The 19,302-nt window shown below is 65.2% G+C and carries 17 protein-coding genes; 8 read left to right on the forward strand and 9 right to left on the reverse strand.

Going from position 1 to position 19,302, the window contains the following annotated elements; genetic code table 11:
• Positions 1-48: 48 nt before the first annotated feature.
• Both gltP and AP428_RS31500 read left to right on the forward strand, forming a co-directional pair.
• Positions 49-1,377, forward strand: a complete 1,329-nt coding sequence (gene gltP / locus AP428_RS31495) for a glutamate/aspartate:proton symporter GltP (RefSeq protein ID WP_054928628.1) — start codon at positions 49-51, stop codon at positions 1,375-1,377.
• Between the two features lie 53 nt (positions 1,378-1,430).
• Complete coding sequence (locus AP428_RS31500) at positions 1,431-2,690, forward strand: aminotransferase class V-fold PLP-dependent enzyme (RefSeq protein ID WP_054928637.1); 1,260 nt, start codon at positions 1,431-1,433, stop codon at positions 2,688-2,690.
• A 53-nt stretch (positions 2,691-2,743) separates the two neighbouring features.
• Here AP428_RS31500 and AP428_RS31505 read toward each other — a convergent pair whose 3' ends face one another.
• From AP428_RS31505 to AP428_RS31520, 4 genes are all read right to left on the reverse strand, one after another.
• On the reverse strand, positions 2,744-3,478 hold the full coding sequence (locus AP428_RS31505) for an ABC transporter substrate-binding protein (RefSeq protein ID WP_054928629.1): 735 nt from the start codon (positions 3,476-3,478) through the stop codon (positions 2,744-2,746).
• Between the two features lie 370 nt (positions 3,479-3,848).
• Complete coding sequence (locus tag AP428_RS31510; protein WP_054928630.1) at positions 3,849-5,276, reverse strand: efflux transporter outer membrane subunit; 1,428 nt, start codon at positions 5,274-5,276, stop codon at positions 3,849-3,851.
• Positions 5,273-8,470, reverse strand: a complete 3,198-nt coding sequence (locus AP428_RS31515; RefSeq protein ID WP_054928631.1) for an efflux RND transporter permease subunit — start codon at positions 8,468-8,470, stop codon at positions 5,273-5,275. Before AP428_RS31515 ends, AP428_RS31510 begins: the two co-directional genes overlap by 4 nt.
• A gap of 12 nt (positions 8,471-8,482) precedes the next feature.
• Positions 8,483-9,739, reverse strand: a complete 1,257-nt coding sequence (locus AP428_RS31520; protein WP_054928632.1) for an efflux RND transporter periplasmic adaptor subunit — start codon at positions 9,737-9,739, stop codon at positions 8,483-8,485.
• Between the two features lie 325 nt (positions 9,740-10,064).
• Here AP428_RS31520 and AP428_RS31525 point away from each other — a divergent pair, with 325 nt between their 5' ends.
• Both AP428_RS31525 and AP428_RS31530 read left to right on the forward strand, forming a co-directional pair.
• On the forward strand, positions 10,065-10,814 hold the full coding sequence (locus AP428_RS31525) for a response regulator (protein WP_027809817.1): 750 nt from the start codon (positions 10,065-10,067) through the stop codon (positions 10,812-10,814).
• Positions 10,798-12,075: an ATP-binding protein gene (locus AP428_RS31530; protein WP_054928633.1), complete on the forward strand. Its 1,278-nt coding sequence runs from the start codon at positions 10,798-10,800 to the stop codon at positions 12,073-12,075. Before AP428_RS31525 ends, AP428_RS31530 begins: the two co-directional genes overlap by 17 nt.
• Before the next feature lie 208 nt (positions 12,076-12,283).
• Here the strand turns inward: AP428_RS31530 and rpsU are convergent, their stop codons facing one another.
• The 4 genes from rpsU to AP428_RS31550 form a co-directional block, all read right to left on the reverse strand.
• On the reverse strand, positions 12,284-12,496 hold the full coding sequence (gene rpsU, locus AP428_RS31535) for a 30S ribosomal protein S21 (RefSeq protein ID WP_011549147.1): 213 nt from the start codon (positions 12,494-12,496) through the stop codon (positions 12,284-12,286).
• A 33-nt stretch (positions 12,497-12,529) separates the two neighbouring features.
• Entirely contained in the window at positions 12,530-12,739 is a 210-nt protein-coding gene (locus AP428_RS31540; protein ID WP_054928638.1) for a hypothetical protein, read from the reverse strand.
• A 48-nt stretch (positions 12,740-12,787) separates the two neighbouring features.
• Positions 12,788-13,072, reverse strand: a complete 285-nt coding sequence (locus AP428_RS31545) for a hypothetical protein (RefSeq protein ID WP_027808401.1) — start codon at positions 13,070-13,072, stop codon at positions 12,788-12,790.
• Positions 13,073-13,378: 306 nt separating this feature from the next.
• Positions 13,379-13,708, reverse strand: coding sequence for a hypothetical protein (locus AP428_RS31550; protein WP_011549144.1), 330 nt, complete (start codon positions 13,706-13,708; stop codon positions 13,379-13,381).
• A 361-nt stretch (positions 13,709-14,069) separates the two neighbouring features.
• Here AP428_RS31550 and AP428_RS31555 point away from each other — a divergent pair, with 361 nt between their 5' ends.
• Genes AP428_RS31555 through AP428_RS31565 form a run of 3 tightly spaced genes read left to right on the forward strand, consistent with a single transcriptional unit; the run spans position 14,070 to position 16,700 of the window.
• A complete protein-coding gene (locus AP428_RS31555) occupies positions 14,070-15,032 on the forward strand; it encodes a chromate resistance protein ChrB domain-containing protein (protein ID WP_054928639.1) in 963 nt (320 codons plus the stop codon).
• Between the two features lie 19 nt (positions 15,033-15,051).
• Complete coding sequence (locus AP428_RS31560; RefSeq protein WP_054928634.1) at positions 15,052-16,224, forward strand: chromate transporter; 1,173 nt, start codon at positions 15,052-15,054, stop codon at positions 16,222-16,224.
• Positions 16,225-16,238: 14 nt separating this feature from the next.
• Positions 16,239-16,700 (forward strand): chromate resistance protein ChrB domain-containing protein, encoded by a 462-nt coding sequence (locus tag AP428_RS31565; protein ID WP_027808404.1) that lies wholly within the window; start codon positions 16,239-16,241, stop codon positions 16,698-16,700.
• A 302-nt stretch (positions 16,701-17,002) separates the two neighbouring features.
• Here AP428_RS31565 and AP428_RS31570 read toward each other — a convergent pair whose 3' ends face one another.
• Complete coding sequence (locus tag AP428_RS31570; RefSeq protein ID WP_054928635.1) at positions 17,003-18,160, reverse strand: DUF4382 domain-containing protein; 1,158 nt, start codon at positions 18,158-18,160, stop codon at positions 17,003-17,005.
• A gap of 410 nt (positions 18,161-18,570) precedes the next feature.
• Between AP428_RS31570 and AP428_RS31575 the strand changes: the two genes are divergently transcribed.
• Positions 18,571-19,170 carry a DJ-1/PfpI family protein gene (locus AP428_RS31575; RefSeq protein ID WP_054928636.1) on the forward strand — a complete coding sequence of 200 codons (600 nt, stop codon included), beginning with the start codon at positions 18,571-18,573 and terminating at the stop codon, positions 19,168-19,170.
• The last annotated feature ends 132 nt before the right edge of the window (positions 19,171-19,302 follow it).

Raw genomic sequence — 19,302 nt, forward strand, 5'->3', positions numbered from 1 at the left:
CCGCATCGCACCCAGCGTTCAATCGACCCCCCATTCTCTGGAGATTGCATGGACACCGTCATCGACTCCCCGCCCGTCGTCGGCGCGGCCCGCAAGCCGCGCGTCGGGCTCGCGTGGCAGATCCTCATCGGCCTCGTCATCGGCATCGCGACCGGGCTCGTGCTGAACCGGTTTCCGCAACTGCGCGACACGGCCGTGTCCGGGGTGCTGCAGCCGGCCGGCGACATCTTCATCAAGCTGGTGCGGATGATCGTCGTGCCGATCGTATTCACGAGCATGGTGATCGGCATCGCCGGCGTGGGCGACGGCAAGTCGCTCGGACGCCTCGGCATCAAGACGCTGCTCTATTTCGAGGTGATCACGACGATCGCGATCGTGCTCGGGCTCGTGATCGGCAACGTGTTGCAGCCGGGCGTCGGCACCGACATGTCGCAACTCGGGCACACCGACATTTCCCGTTACCAGCAGACCACGCAACAGGTGCAGCAGGCGCACCACGGGCTGATGGCGCTGGTGCTCGGCATCATCCCGGACAACATCGTCGCGTCGATGGCCAAGGGCGACCTGCTGCCGGTGATCTTTTTCTCGCTGCTGTTCGGGCTCGGGCTGCAGTCCGTGCCGGAAGAGCATCGCAAGCCGGTGCTCGCGATGCTCAAGGGCGTCGCCGACGCGATGTTCAAAGTGACGAACATGGTGATGCGCTATGCGCCGGTCGGCGTGTGCGCGCTGATCGCGGTGACCGTTTCAAGTTTCGGCTTCGGATCGCTGCTGCCGCTGCTGAAACTCGTCGCCGTCACTTACTTCGCGATCCTGCTGTTCGCGATCGCCGTGCTCGGCGTGACCGCGCGGCTGTTCGGGTTCCGCATCCTGACACTGCTGCGCGTGATCAAGGACGAACTGATCATCGCGTTCTCGACCTGCAGTTCGGCGACCGTGCTGCCGCAACTGATGAAGAAGATGGAGGACTACGGCGTGCCGAAGAGCATCACGACGTTCGTGGTGCCGACCGGCTACACGTTCAACCTCGACGGCGCGTCGATCTATCTCGGCATCGGCACGCTGTTCGTCGCGCAGCTGTATGGCGTGCACCTCGGCTGGCAGCAGCAGGTGCTGCTGACGCTGACCATGGTCGTCACGTCGAAGGGCGCCGCCGGTGTGCCGGGCTTCATGTTCGTGATCATGCTCGCGACGCTCGCGAGCGCGGGATTGCCGCTCGAAGGGCTCGCGTTCATTGCCGGCGTCGACCGGATCATGGACATGGGCCGCACCGCGCTGAACGTCGTCGGCAATGCGCTGGCGCCGCTCGTCATCGCGAAATGGGAAGGCCGGTACGACGCGGAAAAGGGCCGCGCGTACGTCGAATCGCTGCGCGGCTGAACGCCGCCATGCATGCACCGCACAACATTCCGAAGCAAACAGGAGCATCGAAGATGAGCAGTCCCCATGGCGCACTTTTTCCCGACGCGTTGATGCAGCAGATCAAGTCGCACTTTCATCACGTCGATCGCGACGTCGACGGCCGCGAGCGGTTGTTCTTCGACAACGCGGGCGGGTCGTTCCGGTTGAAGGCGGCAGTCGACGCGTACGCGCGGGTCGATGCGCTGCCCGATTGCCCGGAGCGTATCCATGCGCGGGCGCTCGATCTGCAGGCGATCCAGTCGCGCGGCGAGGACGACGTTCGCACGATCCTGAACGCGCAGGGCGGCACCGTGTATGCGTCGCTGACCGCATCGGGCGCGATGTTCGACATGGTGCGCGCGATCATGGAGAACGTGCCGGGCACCAACGCGGTGACGACCGTGCTCGAGCACCCGTCGTCCTACGATGCAATGACGGTTTACGCGGAACGGACCGGCAAGACGCTGCGCATCGCGCCGAGCAATCCTGAGACCGGTGGCGTGGACGTCGACGCGATCGTGGCGCTGGTCGACGCCGATACCGCGCTGCTCAGCGTGATGGCGGCGTCGAACATCTCCGGTGCGAAATTCGACATCGAGACGATCGTCGCGCGGGCGAGAGAGAAGAAGCCCGATCTGTTCATCGTCGTCGACGCGGTCCAGCATGCGCCGCACGGGGTCATCGACCTGCAGCGCACGCCGGTCGACGGGATCAACTTCGCGCCGTACAAGTATTTCGGATGCCGCGGCTCGGGCATGTCGTGGCTGTCGCCGCGTGCGGCCGCGCTGCCGCATCACCGGCTCGCCGCGAAGGAGAACGGCGTATGGGAACTCGGGAGCCCGGCGCCCGCGCAATTTGCGGTCGTATCGTCGATTGTCGATTACGTGGCGTGGATCGGCCGGTATTTCACCGATTCCGACGACCGGCGCACGCTGTTTGTCGAGGGCATGCACCGGATCGAGCTGCATGAACGCGCGCTGCTCGCCGCGTTGCTCGACGGCTTGCGCGCGATCGACGGCGTCGACGTCTACTGGGATCATGACGACCTGACGCAGCGCGACCTGATCGTCGGGATCGGCTTCGCGCATCTCGAACCGACGCAGGCGGTGCGGGAATACGAGAAGCACGGTGTGATCGTCTACGAGCGCGTTGCGTCGAGCCTGTACTCGGGCCGGATGCTGAAATCGTTCGGGCTCGCCGGCGCGGTGCGGATCTCGCCGCTCCATTGTCATGCGCCGGACGATATCGCGCGATTCCTCGCGATCACCGAAGCGCTCGCGGCACAGCGCTGATCGGCGACACGGCCCGATTGTCCGGGCCGTACCGGTTTCGGCGCGGTTGTCGATCAGCCCGCCGGCGCGACCGATGCGCCCGTGATGCCGTGCCGGCGCAGCGAATCGGCGACGAAGCCCGACGCCTTCATGTCTTCGACGAACGCGGCCAGTGCCGCGGCGGCCGCGTCGCCGCGGCTCTTCGGCACGCCCATCGCCTGCCGGATCACCATGAAGCGCTCGTCGAGCAGGCGCAGGCCGGGCGTTTTCGCGGCGTCGGTTTCGAGCTGCTGCTTCACGCCGGCCGCCACTTCCAGCTGCTGCTCGACGAACGTCGGCACGACGGCTTGCGACGTCGGCGCACGCACGATCTGCGCGGCTTTCAGTTCGCGGGTGAGGAACAGGTCGTACGCGCTGCCCTTGCCGACGGCCACGCGGTTGTGCGGCTGGTCGACGTCCGCGTTGGTGCGGATCGGCGATGCATCCGGCACGAGATAGAAGCCTTCGATCAGCACGTACGGCGCGGTGAACGCGACCGTTTCGCCGCGCAGCGGATCGACCGCGAAGAAGCCGAAATCGGCGCGCTCGTCGGTCAGCGCCTGCACCGATTTGCCGGCGGCGTCGAACACGACGAGTTCCAGGTCGGCCGACAGGCGCTCGGCGAAGGCACGGGCGAGGTCGATCGATACGCCGAACGGTTCGCCCGTTACCGGGTCGCGGTTCGCGAGGATCGGGTTGCCGAGGTTGATCGATGCGCGAAGCTTGCCGGTGGGCGTGAAGGCGGAGACGACAGCAGGAGCGATGGGCATGGGCGGACTCGCGGGAGGCGTAGGGTTGGTCGGGTGACGGGATGCGCGACGGCGCGTCGATGCCGAGCTTATCACCGGGACGTCGGGTGGAGCGTGTCGCCCGGCGTGCCGGTGCGATCGGGCCGGGCGCACCGTGGCGACGGGGCGGCGCGCGATAGAGCGGGGGAGACGCTGCGCCAGCGTCGATGGCGCAGTGCATCGGTGATCAGCGACAGGGCCGGCGACGCCTCCGTACGCTGCTCTTTCGTGAGAACCGCGTGCGATCCGTCGTGCGCACGGCTGTTTCCAGCAGCCCGTCGTGGGGGAACGGAGCATCAATAGCAAGACGCCCGTGATGTGGGAAAGCGCGTCGTTCACGGGCGTACGGAGGCTACCGCTGCGCCACCGCGCTCGTTTCCCGCCAGCCGCCGCCCAGCACCTTGTACAGCGTGATGAGATTGGACTGCTTGGCGAGCATGTCCGTGACCAGTTGCTGTTGCGCGGCGTAGAGCGTGCGCTGCGCGTCGAGCAGGGTCAGGAAGCTGTCGGTGCCGCTGCGGTAGCGTGCCTGCGCGAGGTCGTAGTACTGCTGCGCGGAGTTGACGTAGTCGCGGTCCGCGGCTACCTGGGTGACGTACGTGGTGCGTCCCGCGAGTGCATTCGACACTTCCTTGAACGCCGTCTGGATGGCCTTTTCGTAGTTGGCGATGTCGATGTCCTTCTCGACCTTCGCCACGTCCAGCGTGGCGCGGTTGTAGCCGAAGTCGAAGATGGGCACCGAAATGGACGGCGCAAACGTCCACGCCCCCGTGCCCGCCTTGAACAGGTTCGAGAGGCTGCCGCTCGTGGTGCCCGCGGAAGCCGTCAGCTCGATCTTCGGAAAGAACGCGGCGCGCGCCGCGCCGATGTTGGCGTTGGCGGCCTTGAGCGTGTGCTCGGCTTCGACGATGTCGGGCCGGCGCGCGAGCAGGTCCGACGGCACGCCTTCGCCGATGTCCGCGAACGTGTTCTCGCTTTCCATCAACGAAGGGCCTTGCGGCAGATCGTCGGGCAGCGGCGCACCGATTTCGGCCACCAGGTCGTTGCGGTCCTGCGCGACCGCACGCGTGTACGAGGCGAGACTCGACCGCGCGCTCGCCAGCGAATTTTCAGCCTGGCGCACGTCCTGCAGCGACGCGCTGCCCATTTTCATCATGCTCACCGTGAGGTCGTAGGTGTGCTGGTCCGCATCCACGGTGTTCTGCGCGATCTGCAACGACGTCTCGTCGGAGAGCAGTTGCAGATAGTCGGTGGCGACGGTCGCGATCAGGCTGATCTGCGTGCTGGTGCGCGCGGCGTCCGTGGCGAGGTACTGCTCCAGCGCCTGACGCTTGAGGCTGCGCAGGCGGCCGAAGAAGTCGATTTCCCACGATGTGAGGCCCACGCTCGCGCTGCTCGAACTGTATGCGCTCGTGGAGCCGGCCACGCGTTCGCGCGTGACCGAGCCGGATGCGTTGATGGCCGGTCCGACGTTGGCGCGCGCAATGCGGTACTGCGCTTCGTACTGCGCCACGTTGAGCGCGGCCACGCGCATGTCGCGGTTGTTCGCGAGCGCGAGTTCGATCAGCTTTTGCAGTCGCGGGTCCTTGAAGAAATCGCGCCAGCCGAGGTCGGCTCCCGGCGGTGCCGCAGCCGTGCTCTGCGCGGCCTTCGGCTGCGCCAGCGCGGGCACGGTGGACCAGGTGTCGTCGACCGGTGCGGCCGGCCTTTGGTACGTCGGGTCCAGCGTGCAGCCTGCCAGCACGCCCGTGCAAACAAGGGCGATCAGTGTGCGTTTCATGCGTTGCCCTCGTTGATGTCGGCGGTGTCCGTGGTGTGACCGTGTTCGTTGAACAGTCTGCGCACCACGACGAAGAAGACCGGTACGAAGAAGATGGCGAGCACCGTGGCCGCGATCATGCCGCCCGTCACGCCGGTGCCGATGGCGTGGCGTGCGCCGGCGCCGGCCCCCGTACTGATGACGAGCGGCAGCACGCCGAACACGAACGCGAGCGAAGTCATGAGAATGGGGCGCAGCCGCATGTGGGCGGCTTCGAGTACGGCGTCCACGAGGCTGTGCCCCTGCGCCTGCAGATCCTTCGCGAACTCGACGATCAGGATGGCGTTCTTCGTGGACAGACCGATAGTGGCCAGCAGCCCCACCTTGAAGTAGATGTCGTTCGAAAGCCCGCGCCCGTGAGCGGCCAGTAACGCGCCCAGCACACCGAGCGGCACGACGAGCAGCACCGCAAGCGGAATCGACCAGCTTTCGTAGAGGCCCGCAAGGCACAGGAACACGACGACGAGCGAGATCGCATAGAGCACCGTGGCTTGCGAGCCGGCCTGCTTCTCCTGATACGACTGGCCCGTCCATTCCACGGCGAAGCCGGGCGGTAGTTTGTGCGCAAGCTGTTCGACTGCCGTCATCGCCTCGCCGGTGCTCACGCCGGGCCGCGTGGCGGCCGACATGCCCGCGGCGAGCTGCCGGTTGTAGCGCTCGATCTGTGGCGGCCCGAACGTCCAGTGGCTCTTTGCGAACGACGAGAAGGGCACCATCGTGGCGTCGTAGCCTGTCGTGCTCGTGGTGGTGCTCGAGGACGACGAGGACGACGAACCCGACGAACTGCTGCCTGCCTTCACATACCAGTCGCCGAGGTCGGCAGGCATCATGCGATACGGCGCGTCCGACTGCACATAGACTTTCTGCACGCGCCCCGTGTCGATGTAGTTGTTCACGTAGGACGAACCGAACGCGGTCTGCAGCGTGTCGTTGACGTCGGAGATGGAAAGCCCCAGCGCGTTGGCTTTTTCGCGGTCGATGTCCACCTGCAGCTGCGGCGTGTCTTCAAGGCCGGACGGGCGCACCATCGCGAGCGTCGGTTCCTTCGACGCCATGCCGAGAAACTGGTTGCGCACCGCGAGCAGCTTGTCGTGGCCTGCGCCGCCGCGGTCTTCTATCTCGAAGTCGAGGCCGCTTTGCGTACCCAGTTCCTGAATGGCGGGCGGATTCAGCACGAAGATGCGCGCGTCGCGATTGCCGGCGAAATGCTGGCTGGCGCGCGCGATGATGGCCGACGCGCTGTCGCGCGAACCGCGCAGGCTCCAGTCCTTGAGCGTCACGAACGCGATGGCGTTGTTCTGCCCCTGGCCGTTGAAGCTGAAGCCGTTGATGGCGATGACCTGCTTGACGCCCGGCTCGTCTTTCAGCACGTACTGCTCCACGGCCTCCACCGTCTTCAGCGTGCGCGAGGCCGGCGTGCCCGCGGGCGCGCTGATCGACACGATGAAGTAGCCCTGGTCTTCGTCAGGCAGGAACGAGGAGGGCAACGTGACGTAGAGCAGCGCCACGACGCCGGCGATCGCGCCGTAGAGAAGCATGTAACGCGCGGGCCGCGCGACCACGCGTGCGAGCGAGGAACTGTAACCCGCATTGCTCTTGGCGAACCACCGGTTGAACCAGCCGAAGAAGCCGCGCTTTTCGTGGTGCTCCACGTCGGCGCGCTTGAGCAGCGTGGCGCACAGCGCCGGCGTGAGCGTAAGCGCGAGCATGACCGACAGCAGCATCGCCGAGACGATGGTGATGGAGAACTGCCGGTAGATCGCGCCCGTGGAGCCCGCGAAGAACGCCATCGGAATGAAGACGGCGGTGAGCACGGTGGTCACGCCGACCAGGGCGCCGGTAATCTGCCCCATCGCCTTGTGCGTGGCTTCCTTCGGGCCGAGCTTCTCCTCGCTCATGATGCGCTCGACGTTTTCCACCACCACGATGGCGTCGTCCACGAGCAGGCCGATGGCGAGCACCATCGCGAACATCGAGAGGACGTTGATCGAAAAACCGATCATCGACGTCACACCGAACGTGCCGAGCAGCGCAACGGGCACCACGATGGTCGGAATCAGCGTGGCGCGCACGTTCTGCAGGAACAGGTACATCACGAGGAAGACCAGTACGACCGCTTCGAACAGCGTCTTCACGACCTCTTCGATCGAGATGCGAACGAACGGCGTGGTGTCGTACGGATAACTGATCGCGACGTCCTTCGGTAATTGCAGCTGGATCTCGGCGAGCTTCGCGCGCACGGCGTTGGCTGCGTCCAGCGCGTTGGCGCCGGTGGCGAGCTTGATGGCGAGCGCGGATGCCGGCTTGCCGTTCAGGCGCGACGAGGTGTCGTAGCTGTCGCCGCCTACCTCCACGCGCGCCACGTCCCTCAGCAGCACGCGCGAGCCGTCGCTGTTCACGCGCAGCAGGATGCCGGCGAACTGGTCGGCGGTCGTCAGCAGACTCGACGAACGGATGGTCGCGTTGATGGCCTGCGAATCCGTTGCCGGCGAGCCGCCGACCTGCCCCGTGGAAAGCTCGACGTTCTGGTTCGTGATGGCCGTGGTCACGTCGGCGGGCGTGAGTCCGAAGCTGTGCAGCTTCACCGGGTTGAGCCAGATGCGCATCGCGTGCTGCGAGCCGAACAGCGTCACGTCGCCCACGCCGTTCAACTGCGCGAGCGGATCTTCGATCCGGGTCGCGATGATGTTGCCGAGATCCACCGAATTCCAGGTGCCGCCCGGCGACGAGAGCGCGACGATCATGAGGAAGCTCGTCGACGCCTTCGCGACCTGCACACCTTGCTCCTGCACCGTTTGGGGCAGGGTAGGCGTGGCCTGCGTCACCTTGTTCTGCACCTGTACCTGCGCGATGTCGGGATTCGTGCCGGGATTGAACGTCAGCGTGATGGTGGCCTGCCCGGCGGAACTGCTCGTGGACGACATGTACAGCACGTTGTCGATGCCGCTCAGCTTCTGCTCGATCACCTGGGTCACGGTTGCCGCGACGGTGTCGGCGGAGGCGCCGGGGTAAGTGGCCGTCACCTGCACCGAGGGCGGCGCGATGGTGGGGTACTGCGCGACGGGAAGACTCGTGACCGCCGCCGCGCCCACCAGCATGATGACGATGGCCATGACCCACGCGAGAATGGGACGCTTGATGAAGAACTCTGCCATGCCGTTCTCCGCCTAGCGTTGTGCCGACACGGTCGGGGCCGTGTCCGTCGCGGGTGCCGCGGATGCCGCGTTCGCCTGCGTCTGCGGCGTATCGGCCGCCACCTTGACCGGCGCGCCCGCATGCACGCTCTGCAGGCCGTTCACGATCACGCGGTCGCCGGTGTGCAGGCCTGAGGTCACGATCCATTGGTCCCGGAATGCGTTGTCGGCCGTGACTTGCACCTGCCGCGCGTTGCCGGCCGCATCCACGACGTAGACGCTCGCCTTGCCGTCTGACGCGCGCGTCACGGCCATCTGCGGTACGAGTATCGCGTTGTCGTTCTCGCCTTCTTCCAGGCGGGCGCGCACGAACATGCCGGGCAGCAATTCGCGTTCGGGGTTCGGGAACGTACTGCGCAGCGTGACCGAACCCGTGGTGGCGTCCACCGTGACGCCGGAGAACTGCAGCGCGCCGGGGTGGGCATATTCGGTACCGTCTTCCATCACGAGCGTGACGGCGGCGCTGTCGCTGCCTGTCTTCTTCAGGCGCCCGGAAGCGAAGGCCTTGCGAAGCCTCAGCCATTCCGTGCTGGGGCGCGTGACGTCGAGGTACATCTGGTCGAACGCCTGGATGGTGGCGAGCGCGGTGGTCTGGTTCGAGGTGACGAGCGCGCCTTCCGTCACGGTCGATGCGCCGATGCGTCCGGAAATGGGCGCACGCACGCGCGTGTATTCGAGGTTCACGCGCGCGGATTCGAGCGCTGCCTCGTCGGCCGTGACGTTCGCGGCGTCTTCGCGAACCGCAGCGACGGCATCGTCGTAGTCCTGCTTGCTCACGGCGTTGATCTTCACGAGTTCGGTGAAGCGGTCCGCTTTCGTCCTCGCCGAAGCCAGCGTGGCGCGGGCGTTTTCCAGCGTGCCGCGCGCCTGATCGTAGGCAGCCTGGTAGGTGGCCGGATCGATCTGGTAGAGCACCTGGCCCGCCTTCACGTCGCCGCCTTCCATGAACAGGCGCTTGAGGATGATGCCGCTCACCTGCGGTCGCACGTCGGAGACCTTCTGCGAGGAAAGGCGGCCGGCGAGTTCGGTGGTTTCGACGATGCGCTGCGGTGCGAGGGAGAGCACGCCTACCTGTGCGGTCTGCGCGGCGGAGCCGCCGGCCGGGGCGCCGGTCTGCCTGTTGCAGCCGGCGGTTCCGACTATCGCAAGTATCGAGAGTGCGGCAAACAGCTGGCGCGGCCTGCACGTCATGGGGTGGTGCGCGTGGTTCGGGAGAATGGGCGTCTTCATCTTTGACCTGTTTGGGCATCGCGATGTCGCGCGATGCGAGAACGGGACGGCACCGGACACTTCAGAGGTACCTCGGCGGTACCGGTGCTGGACAAGGCGTAACGCTACCGATGGCGCATTTTTTTGTGCTTACTGAAACTTACTGTCCAGTGAAGCGCCCCGACAGGGAAAGGAGAATCGGGCTTTCGGTGTACGTAATACCCGCGCGGCCCGACTTTTGTGCCGGTTCCGTCAGCGATCGCAAATCACAGTAATATTCCGAAAGCCAGTCAGGTCGTATCCGGGCTACCATCATTGCGTCCTCACGCCGCCCTGAATACCTGAAATGCACCCACCTTCCATCCCCGACGCCGCGCCGCAAGTCCTGCTCGTCGACGACGATGCGGAACTGCGCGACCTGCTGCGCAGGTTCTTCCAGCAGCGCGGCATCGAGTTCTCCGTTCTGCACGACGCAACGAATCTCGCGCGGCGGCTGGAGCGCGAACGGCCGGCCATCATCGTGCTGGACTTGATGATGCCGGGCGTGGATGGCCTCACCGCGCTCAAGCAACTGCGCGCGAGCGGCGACACGATTCCCGTCATCATGCTGACCGCGCGCGCCGAAGGCATTGACCGCGTGCTCGGGCTCGAACTCGGGGCGGACGACTATCTGGGCAAGCCGTTCATGCCACAGGAACTGCTCGCGCGCATCCAGGCAGTGCTGCGCCGCCAAGGGCCACCGAGAACCACGGCGGTGCGGGAGAAGCCCACCCCGTGCCGGTTCGGCCGCTTCGAACTGGATTTCTCGACGCGCACGCTGCTGCGCGAAGGCACGCCCGTGAAGCTCACTGGCGGCGAGTACGCGCTGCTCGAGGTGCTGGCCTCGCACCCCATGGAAACGCTTTCGCGTACGCGGCTCATCGAATTGCTCCACGGCCCGGACGCCGAAGTGACCGAGCGCGGCATCGACGTGCCGGTATGGCGTCTGCGCCGCCTGATCGAGGACGACCCGTCCAATCCCCGACGGCTGCAAACCGTGCGCGGGATCGGCTACATGTTCATTCCCGACAACCCGGCCGATGAAGAATCCACTTGACACGATGTTCGGCCGGCTCGTCATCACCACGGTGGGCCTGCTGGTGGTGGTTCATCTTACGTCGCTGCTGCTGATCGAGCGAACGCGCGCGAGCCTCGCCGCCTTCCATATTTCGCGCGTTGTGGAAACTGCCGCCAGCATGGGCGGGCAGGACAGCGGCGGCGAGCGGTCCGTGGCGGACATTCTCGGTATTTCGTTCGTGGACCTGAAGCAACTGCCGGCCGCCGACGCGCAGCGCTTTCGCGGCGACACGAACGGGCCCATCGAACGGCAATTGCGGCACGTGCTGCCGCCGGGCACCCACGTGGCAATGGACGACGACGGCACGCTGCGCGTGCTCCGCGCGGGCAGCACACGTGGCATCGTGCTGCCGCGAGCCGAGGTGCCGGTGAGCCGCTTCACCGGGGTGCTGGCGTTGACGCTGGTGTTCGCTATCGGGGTTGCCGTCGTGCTTGCCTGGCAATTGAATCGCCCCATTCGCGATCTTGCCGCAGCCGCGCGCGAACATCGCACCGGCCACCACCTGAACATCGTGCGCAAGCGCGGGCCGCGCGAATTGCGCGAGTTGATCGGCGACTTTAACGACATGACCGGCGAGCTGGCCGTGGCCGAGCGCGAGCGCGCCGTGATGCTGGCGAGTATCGCGCACGACCTGCGCACACCGATCACACGCATGCAGGTGCGGGCCGACCTGCTGACCGATCGTGGCGATCGCGAGGGTTTTCTGCGCGATACCGAGTCCATGTCGCGTGTCATCACGCAGTTTCTCGACTTTGCGCGCGAGATCCCCGAAGGTTCGCCGCTGATCAGCGTGGACACGCATTGCCGTCGCGATTACACCGACGCGCTGAGTCCGAGCGGCGACGCGCACCGAGATGCGCTCGTCACGCTCGATCTTCACGCGGGGCCCGACTTCATGCTACCTGCGGTCGATATCGACCGCATGCTCTCGAACCTCGTCGAAAATGCGCTCACCTACGGCGAGCCGCCCGTGGAGATCGCCACGCGAGCGCATGGCGAGCATTACGAACTCGTGGTGCGAGACCACGGGCCCGGCGTATCCGAGCCTGATCTGGATCGCGTGCTGCGTCCGTTTGTCCGGCTCGATCCCGCTCGCGGCGGCACCTCGCACAGCGGCTTGGGCCTGGCCATCGTTCACCGCCTCGTTCGCCGTCACGGCGGCACACTGCACATGTCCAATGCGGCAGACGGCGGGCTTGTCATAGTGATGAGGTTTCCGAAGCTCAGCGCCGCGCAATGAAGCCCGTACGCGGTGTCGAGACCCGTTTGCGCCGCGAAGGTCGGCAACGCGACACAAATAGCCACGCTTGCCAACGTAACGTGCCCGAAAGTATTCCGAGACCGATGCCGCTGCCGCCAAGCTCACTTCGTCGACGCTCTCATCGGCCACCTGCGGCCGGCTAAACGACGGCCTGCGAATTGACATCGTTGCTTCGCAAAAACAGAACCTAATACATTTTTCGGGGCGGCAGCAGGCGCTTCGCTTGCAGGCGCTGTCTGGCCACGGCGCTGGCTTTTTTCCGCTTGCGCTCCGTCGTGGGCTTCTCGTAGCCGGTGCGAGCGCGCAACTCGCGAATCAACCCGGTTTTCTCGATGTCACGCCGGAATCGCCGAAGGGCGACATCGATCGGTTCGTTGAGCTTCAGCGTAATTGTCGTCATGTAGATCCTGTCAGGAAAGGTTGCAACGGAAAGCTAGCCGAGCCGCGTCATGACGGCGCTTGCTATCTCGTCGGATTCGAATTCCGAGTATCCCGCTCCCATCGATAGCGCGCGTACCGCCATGAACATGTGCAGCTCGGGTTGATGACACATCGCTGAATCGGCGATTCTGGCGGGTACGACGGTGTCGATCCGGGTGACTTCATTTCGTCTGATCAAGCCGAGCAGTTCGTCGATGATCATTTCGTCCTCCAAAATGCCGAAAAATTGCGTTGCACCGGCGAGCACGCGTCAGCCCGCGCTCGAAAAGAACCCCTGTTTGCCGCGATTGTCGTCGATGATGTTCTCGGCATAGCGCACTGACGCACGACGGGCGTCACCGGCGTTGTCGAACGGGGCGGTGTCGCGCAACCGGAAAGTCTGGCTCTGCGTCAGCGTATCGGTGGTGCCGCGCAGGCAAATCTTGACCGCCGCGTCGAACCCGGCGTCGTAGTTGTGCGGGCAGCCCTGCGGCGCCGCCACGTGAGGGTAGATCAATGGATAAATCTCGAATCCACGATAGACGTGCATGCTCATGACGAACTCCTGGCGTTCGGCCACGACGAGTCGCATGGGCGAACACATCCGGCCAGTATTCCCGTCGAGGGGCGGGCCGATGGGTGAAGGGGACAACGTTGCAGCGCGAGGGAGGGGCGATGCAGCAAGCGGGCGGGTGGAGGGGCGAACGCTCAAAGAACGGCTGATCGCTCGGATGAACCCATCATACGCGCATCGTTTGCCGAGCGGTCGATTTATTCCGGGTTGGTGCAAGCACGCACCGGCACACGGTACACGATGCGATGGACGAGTGGTCAGATCGCAGGCGCGGTGCGGGCGGCGACGTCAGAGGGTCGTCAGCAATTGCAACTGACGTTCAGTCTCGTTCCCCGCGACCAGCGAGAAGAACCCGGTTTCGCGACGCTCGACTACCGTGAGCCCTTCGCTGTCGGAGAAGCCGTTCCACGCGCTGTCGTCGACATGTGCGATCGCTCCGCGCGTGCGCGCGAATGCCAGCAAGAGCGGGCTCGCCTGACGGCGGAGCACCTGACGATCCGAATTCAGCACGTACGGTGGCCACCCCGCACGAAGGACGAGATAGTAAGGAATGGAGCCGGGATCGATTGTCATTGGAGCGGTTTCGTGGGCGGGCCTGCGTTTGCCGTCCAGTTGCATTCGGAACGGTGTCGGGAAAGCGTGCGACGGATCGACGGGAGTTCACCGTGGCGTGCTTTCAGTGTATGCGTTGAACCGCTCGATTCGCAGAATATCGTAACCATCTGCTGCGACGTCGGTCACGCGCTCGATGACGGCATGATGCGCTGGCCCCGATGTCGTCGCGCGCGACTTCGGCGCTCATGTGATACCGGACGTTCTGTCCATTTTCCCGATATATCGATCCGGATGGCGATGGAGTCTTGACTGTCGTCATTGCTGTGTTCCTGCTCCACGCATCGAGTGGAGCCGTCTACCACCAAAAGATTGTAGCGATCTCTACCGAATTGCAGTGTTCGTGACGACCCACTATGCTGCCGTCATGAATCCCGTCCCGACTTCCTGGCTGCTGTTGATCGTCAGTCTGCCGACCTCCGGTGCGACTGCCCGCATGCGCATCTGGCGTACCGTCAAGGCGCTGGGCTGTGGTGCGCTGCGGGACGGTGCCTACCTGTTGCCGGCGCATGCCGAGCAGGCGGCGCAGTTGCGTGAGCTCGCCGACGAGGCCCGTAACGGCGATGGGCAGGCGTGGTTGCTGGATGTCCGTGCGGACGACCCTGCCGACGAAGACGCGTACAAACGGCTGTTCGATCGCGCGGGCGACTACGCAGCGTGGCTTGCCGAGCTTTCGGAGGCCCGCCAGACGCTGCCGGATCTGGCGGCAGCCGATCTCAATCGCCTGCAACGCCGCCACGCTCGCACGTACGAGGCCATTCGAAGCATCGATTTCTTTCCCGGCGAAACCTCGCTGCGCGCGCAGGCGCAATGGCGGGATTTCACCGCCGCGATCGAAGCGTTGCGCTCTCCGGGCGAGCCGCATGCCGCTCAACGCGGCATCCCGCGTCGCGACCCTGCGCAATATCAGGGCAGGCTGTGGGCGACGCGCCGTCACCTGTGGGTGGATCGCGTCGCCAGCGCGTGGCTGATTCGGCGTTTCATCGATCCGCATGCGCGCTTCGTGTGGCTGGACAACCTCGCCGATTGTCCGGCTGACGCGCTGGGCTTCGATTTCGACGGCGCCCCGTTCACGCATGTGGGCGATCGCGTGTCGTTCGAGGTCCTGATCGCGAGCTTTGGACTCGACGACAACGCGGGTCTCGTCCGGTTGGGCGCCATGGTGCATGCGCTGGACGTGGGCGGTGCCACCGTGCCGGAAGCCGGCGGATTCGAGGCCATTCTCGCGGGTGCCCGCAAGCGTCTTGCCGACGACGATGCGCTCCTGATGGAGATCGGCGCCGTACTCGATTCGTTGTACGTGCATTTCCGTGGCAATCGAAACCCCTGACCTTTCTGCGCGCCTCGACATGAATACACATCGCGACCGCCCGGCCTATACGCTGTGGCAACTGACCCGGTACTTCGCGTGGCTCGGCGCGACCGGTTTCGGCGGGCCGGTCGCGCTCGCCGGCTACATGCATCGGGATCTCGTGGACACGCGCGGATGGATCGCGGACGCGGACTACAAGGAGGGCCTGGCGCTCGCGCAGCTCGCCCCGGGCCCGCTTGCCGCGCAACTGGCGATCTATCTCGGCTACGTGCACTACCGCATCGTCGGCGCCACGCTGGTCGGGATCGCGTTCGTGCTGCCTTCGTTTGTGATGGTGGTGCTGCTCGGCTATGCATACACGCGATTCGGCGGCCTGACGTGGATGCAGTCGGTGTTCTACGGCGTCGGCGCGGCGGTGATCGGCATCATCGCGATCAGCGCGCGCAAGCTGACCGCGAAAAGCATCGGTCACGACAAGCTGCTATGGGCGATCTATCTCGCGCTGGTCGCGGTGACGGTGATCACCGAATCGGAAGTGGCGTGGCTGTTTCTCGCGGCGGGCCTGGTCGTCTGGTTCACGCGCGCGCCGCCCAGGTGGTTGCGCCAGCGGCGCGTCGATGCGGCCGTGGCGTTGCCCGTCTCCGCCACCGGGGCATGGCTCGGTATCGTCGACTGGCCGCAGCTCGCGCAACTCGCCGCGTTCTTTGCGAAGGCCGGCGCCTTCGTGTTCGGCTCGGGGCTCGCGATCGTGCCGTTCCTCTATGGGGGCGTGGTTACCGAGCACCATTGGCTCAACGAGAAGCAGTTCGTCGATGCGGTGGCCGTCGCGATGATCACGCCGGGCCCGGTCGTCATCACGGTGGGCTTCATCGGCTATCTGGTGGCGGGGCTGCCGGGCGCATGCGTGGCGGCGGCCGGCACGTTCCTGCCGTGCTACCTGTTCACCGTGTTGCCGGCCCCGTACTTCAAGAAGTACGGCAGGCTGCCGGCGATCCTGGCATTCGTCGACGGCGTGACGGCCGCGGCCGTCGGCGCGATCACGGGGTCGGTGATCGTGCTGGCCCGACGTTCGATCGTCGATGTGCCCACCGCCTTGATGGCGCTCGCGGCGATCGTGCTGCTGGTCAGGTTCAAGAAGCTGTCGGAGCCGGTGGTCGTGGGCGGGGCCGCCGTGATCGGCCTGATCGTGTACCCGCTGCTGCATCACTGACCGTGGAGGCCGCCATGCAATGGATTACGCGACAACGCCCGAAAATCGACCGGGTTGCCTGCCCCTGGCTCATTGCCCGTTTTATCGACGAGACGCCCGAATTTCTGTACGTCCCGCCGGGCGACGTGCTGCGGATCGCCAACGAGACCGGTGCGATTCCGTACGACATTCCGGGCGTGGAATTGACGCATGTCGGCGAGCAATGCAGTTTCGATGCGTTTCTCGACAAGTATGGTCTGGCCGACGATCGGGCGCTGCAGCACATGGCCCGTATCATTCGCGGCGCGGATACGTCGCGGCTCGATCTGACGCCGCAATCCAGCGGGCTTTATGCGATTTCGCTCGGGCTGTCGGACATGTTTTCCGACGATCACGACATGCTCGAGCATGGTCTGGTGATGTACGACGCGCTGTATGCGTGGTGCCGGCATTGCCAGGCCGAAGGCCATGCGTGGCCGCCGAAGATGGCGGAGTGACGACGCGGAGAACGGGGAATTCGTCGAACCGTCCGGCGCCCTCGACGGATGAAAAAATGCCCGCGGTGCGCGGGCATGTCGTCAACAGTTGCCTTTCTTGGCCTGTCCCGGCGGACAGAATCCATTCCCCGGCCCGCCTTGCGGCGCGACCACGACCGGCGGGCCCGGAACGTAGGCGACGCACCCGCTGAGCGCACCCACCATGCTCGCCGCTGCGAGCAATGCGATAACCCCTTTTTTCACTTCGTTCTCCCGTTGAGAGGAAAGGGCCGTTCGGCCCTTTCGATGATGCCGTCGGCGCGTCAGAAACCGAAGTTGACGTTGGACTGACTGGTCGTTGCGTTGACGTTTGCCGATTGGGTCGCGCCCGATGCCGCGTCGGCCTCGATCGTATATTGACCGGCGGCGGCCGGCGCCGCGGCCAGTGCGACCGGCAGCGAACCCGAGTAAGTGCCGACGATCGGCGCTGCCGCGGGCACCGACAGCGAATAGGCGCCGGTGTCCATGTTCGCGTTGATCGACGTGATCTCGTACGCGTTCGCGTCGACCGTCTGCAGCGCCCGCACGAATGCGTTCGCGCTGGCCGTCACCGTACCGCTGACGGTGCTCATCGTCGACGCAGGCAGCGTGATCGGTGCGGTCGAGGCCGACACCGCCGTGGTCGTGTTCACGACCACGGGCACCGAGCGGACGATGCCCGACGCGAAGTTGTTCTGCACGATCACGACATCGTAGTTGCCCTGCGTCGAGCTCTGGATCAGCGGCGACAGCACGAACTTCCCGGAACTGTCGGCCACCGTGCCGCGGACGACCTTGCCGCCTTGTTCGGCATAAACGGTCGCGCCGGCTTCGGCCGAGGCGACGTAGCCGGAGATCGCGCCGCTCACGACGGTCGGGATCGCGGTGACGACGGGTTTCAGCGCATACGAGCCGTTGCCGCGCTGCACGATCGACTTGCACGCGTTGAAGTCGAGCACGAGATCGACGAGCGTGTTGGGCTGGACCGTGAACGGCTGGATGATCTTGTAGCCGCTTTGCGTCGCACTCGGGGTGGCGAGCGCCTGTTCCACGCCGCCGGTCGGGACGACCGAGTTTGCGAGGTTGTTACCTTGATTCTGCGCGAGGACCAGCCGAACTTGCTGATACTGGCCGGCAGGCAGCGCGGTCTGGCCGAGATCGGCGAGCACACCGTTGGTCAGCGACAGCAGGTCGATCTTCTGCGGCGTCGCGAGGGAAACGGTCGACCAGCCGGCGTCGTTGTCGGCGGCGTTCGCGTTGGCGTTGACGCGGACTTGCGAGACGGTGACGTACACATGGTCGAAACCGCACGATGGCGCATCGGTCATCGCGACGTGCAGCGTACCGGTTTGCGTGCCGCCACCGTCGTCGCCGCCGCCGCAACCAGCGAGGACGAATGGTACGAAGGCGGCGCACAGGGCGCTCTTGATGATGTTGTTCATATGTCACCCCCCATTGGGATCGTTATTGTGGGTGACGGAAGAATAGCGGGGCTGCAGCCTACTATTTGAACATCTTTGAAACGGGCCGTAACAATTTGTTCGATCGGTAAATCTTTACCGGATTCGTGTTGGTTTGGAGCGCGCTGCGGGTGGTGAGGGGGATTGCTTCGTACCGAGTGGGAGGAAGCTCTTTTGTCATACGTTAGCGTCGCTTTTGACACGGGGCGCTCATGTGACGCCAAGAAATTGCTTTGGCGGCGCGAGTTCGCCTGCGGCTCGAATGGACGAATACGAAATTGACGGTGAGGGCGGGAGGCTTGCCGGCTGTAACACTGAGTTGTCGGCAAAGCAGGGCCGCGGGTGGCGGCAATCTGGCAAGATGCGTCGACTGACTGGAGACAGGGTGCCCCATGCACATCGCGATCGTAACCTTCCAGGGCTTCAACGAGCTCGACTCCCTCATTGCGCTCGGCGTGCTCAATCGAATCAGGAAGCCCGGCTGGCGCGTCACCCTTGCGTGCCCGGAGCCTTCCGTCACGTCGATGAACGGGGTAACCGTGCACGCGCAATCGACGTTGGCGGACGCTTGCACGGACGATGCCGTCATCATCGGCAGCGGTATTCAAACGCGGGACGTCGTCAACGACGCGGCACTGATGGCGCAGCTCAGGTTCGACCCTGCCCGGCAGCTGATCGGCGCGCAATGTTCGGGCACGTTGATTCTGGCGAAGCTCGGGTTGCTCGGCACGATCCCGGCCTGCACCGATCTCACGACCAAACCCTGGGTGATCGAGGCTGGCGTCGAGGTCCTGAATCAGCCCTTCTTCGCCCGAGGTAACGTCGCCACGGCGGGTGGCTGCCTTGCTTCGCCGTATCTGGCCGCGTGGCTCATCGCGTGTCTCGAAGGGGAGGACGCCGCGCGCGGCGCGCTGCACTATGTCGCGCCGGTCGGGGAGAAGGACGAGTATGTTTCCCGCGCGCTGACGAACATCAAGCCCTACTTGCAGTAGCGCGACAGGATGCGGCGAGCCTCCATCGCAATGAGCCGGGGGGCGCGAGTCGCTAAGCCGCCGTGGCGTTTTTCACCCGGGTCGTCTCCCGCGCGGATTCATGCTGGTCGGGCTGGATAGACCATGTCCCGC

The organism is Burkholderia sp. E168m22, assembly GCF_001319805.1.
GTDB classification, from domain to species: Bacteria; Pseudomonadota; Gammaproteobacteria; order Burkholderiales; family Burkholderiaceae; genus Burkholderia; species Burkholderia orbicola.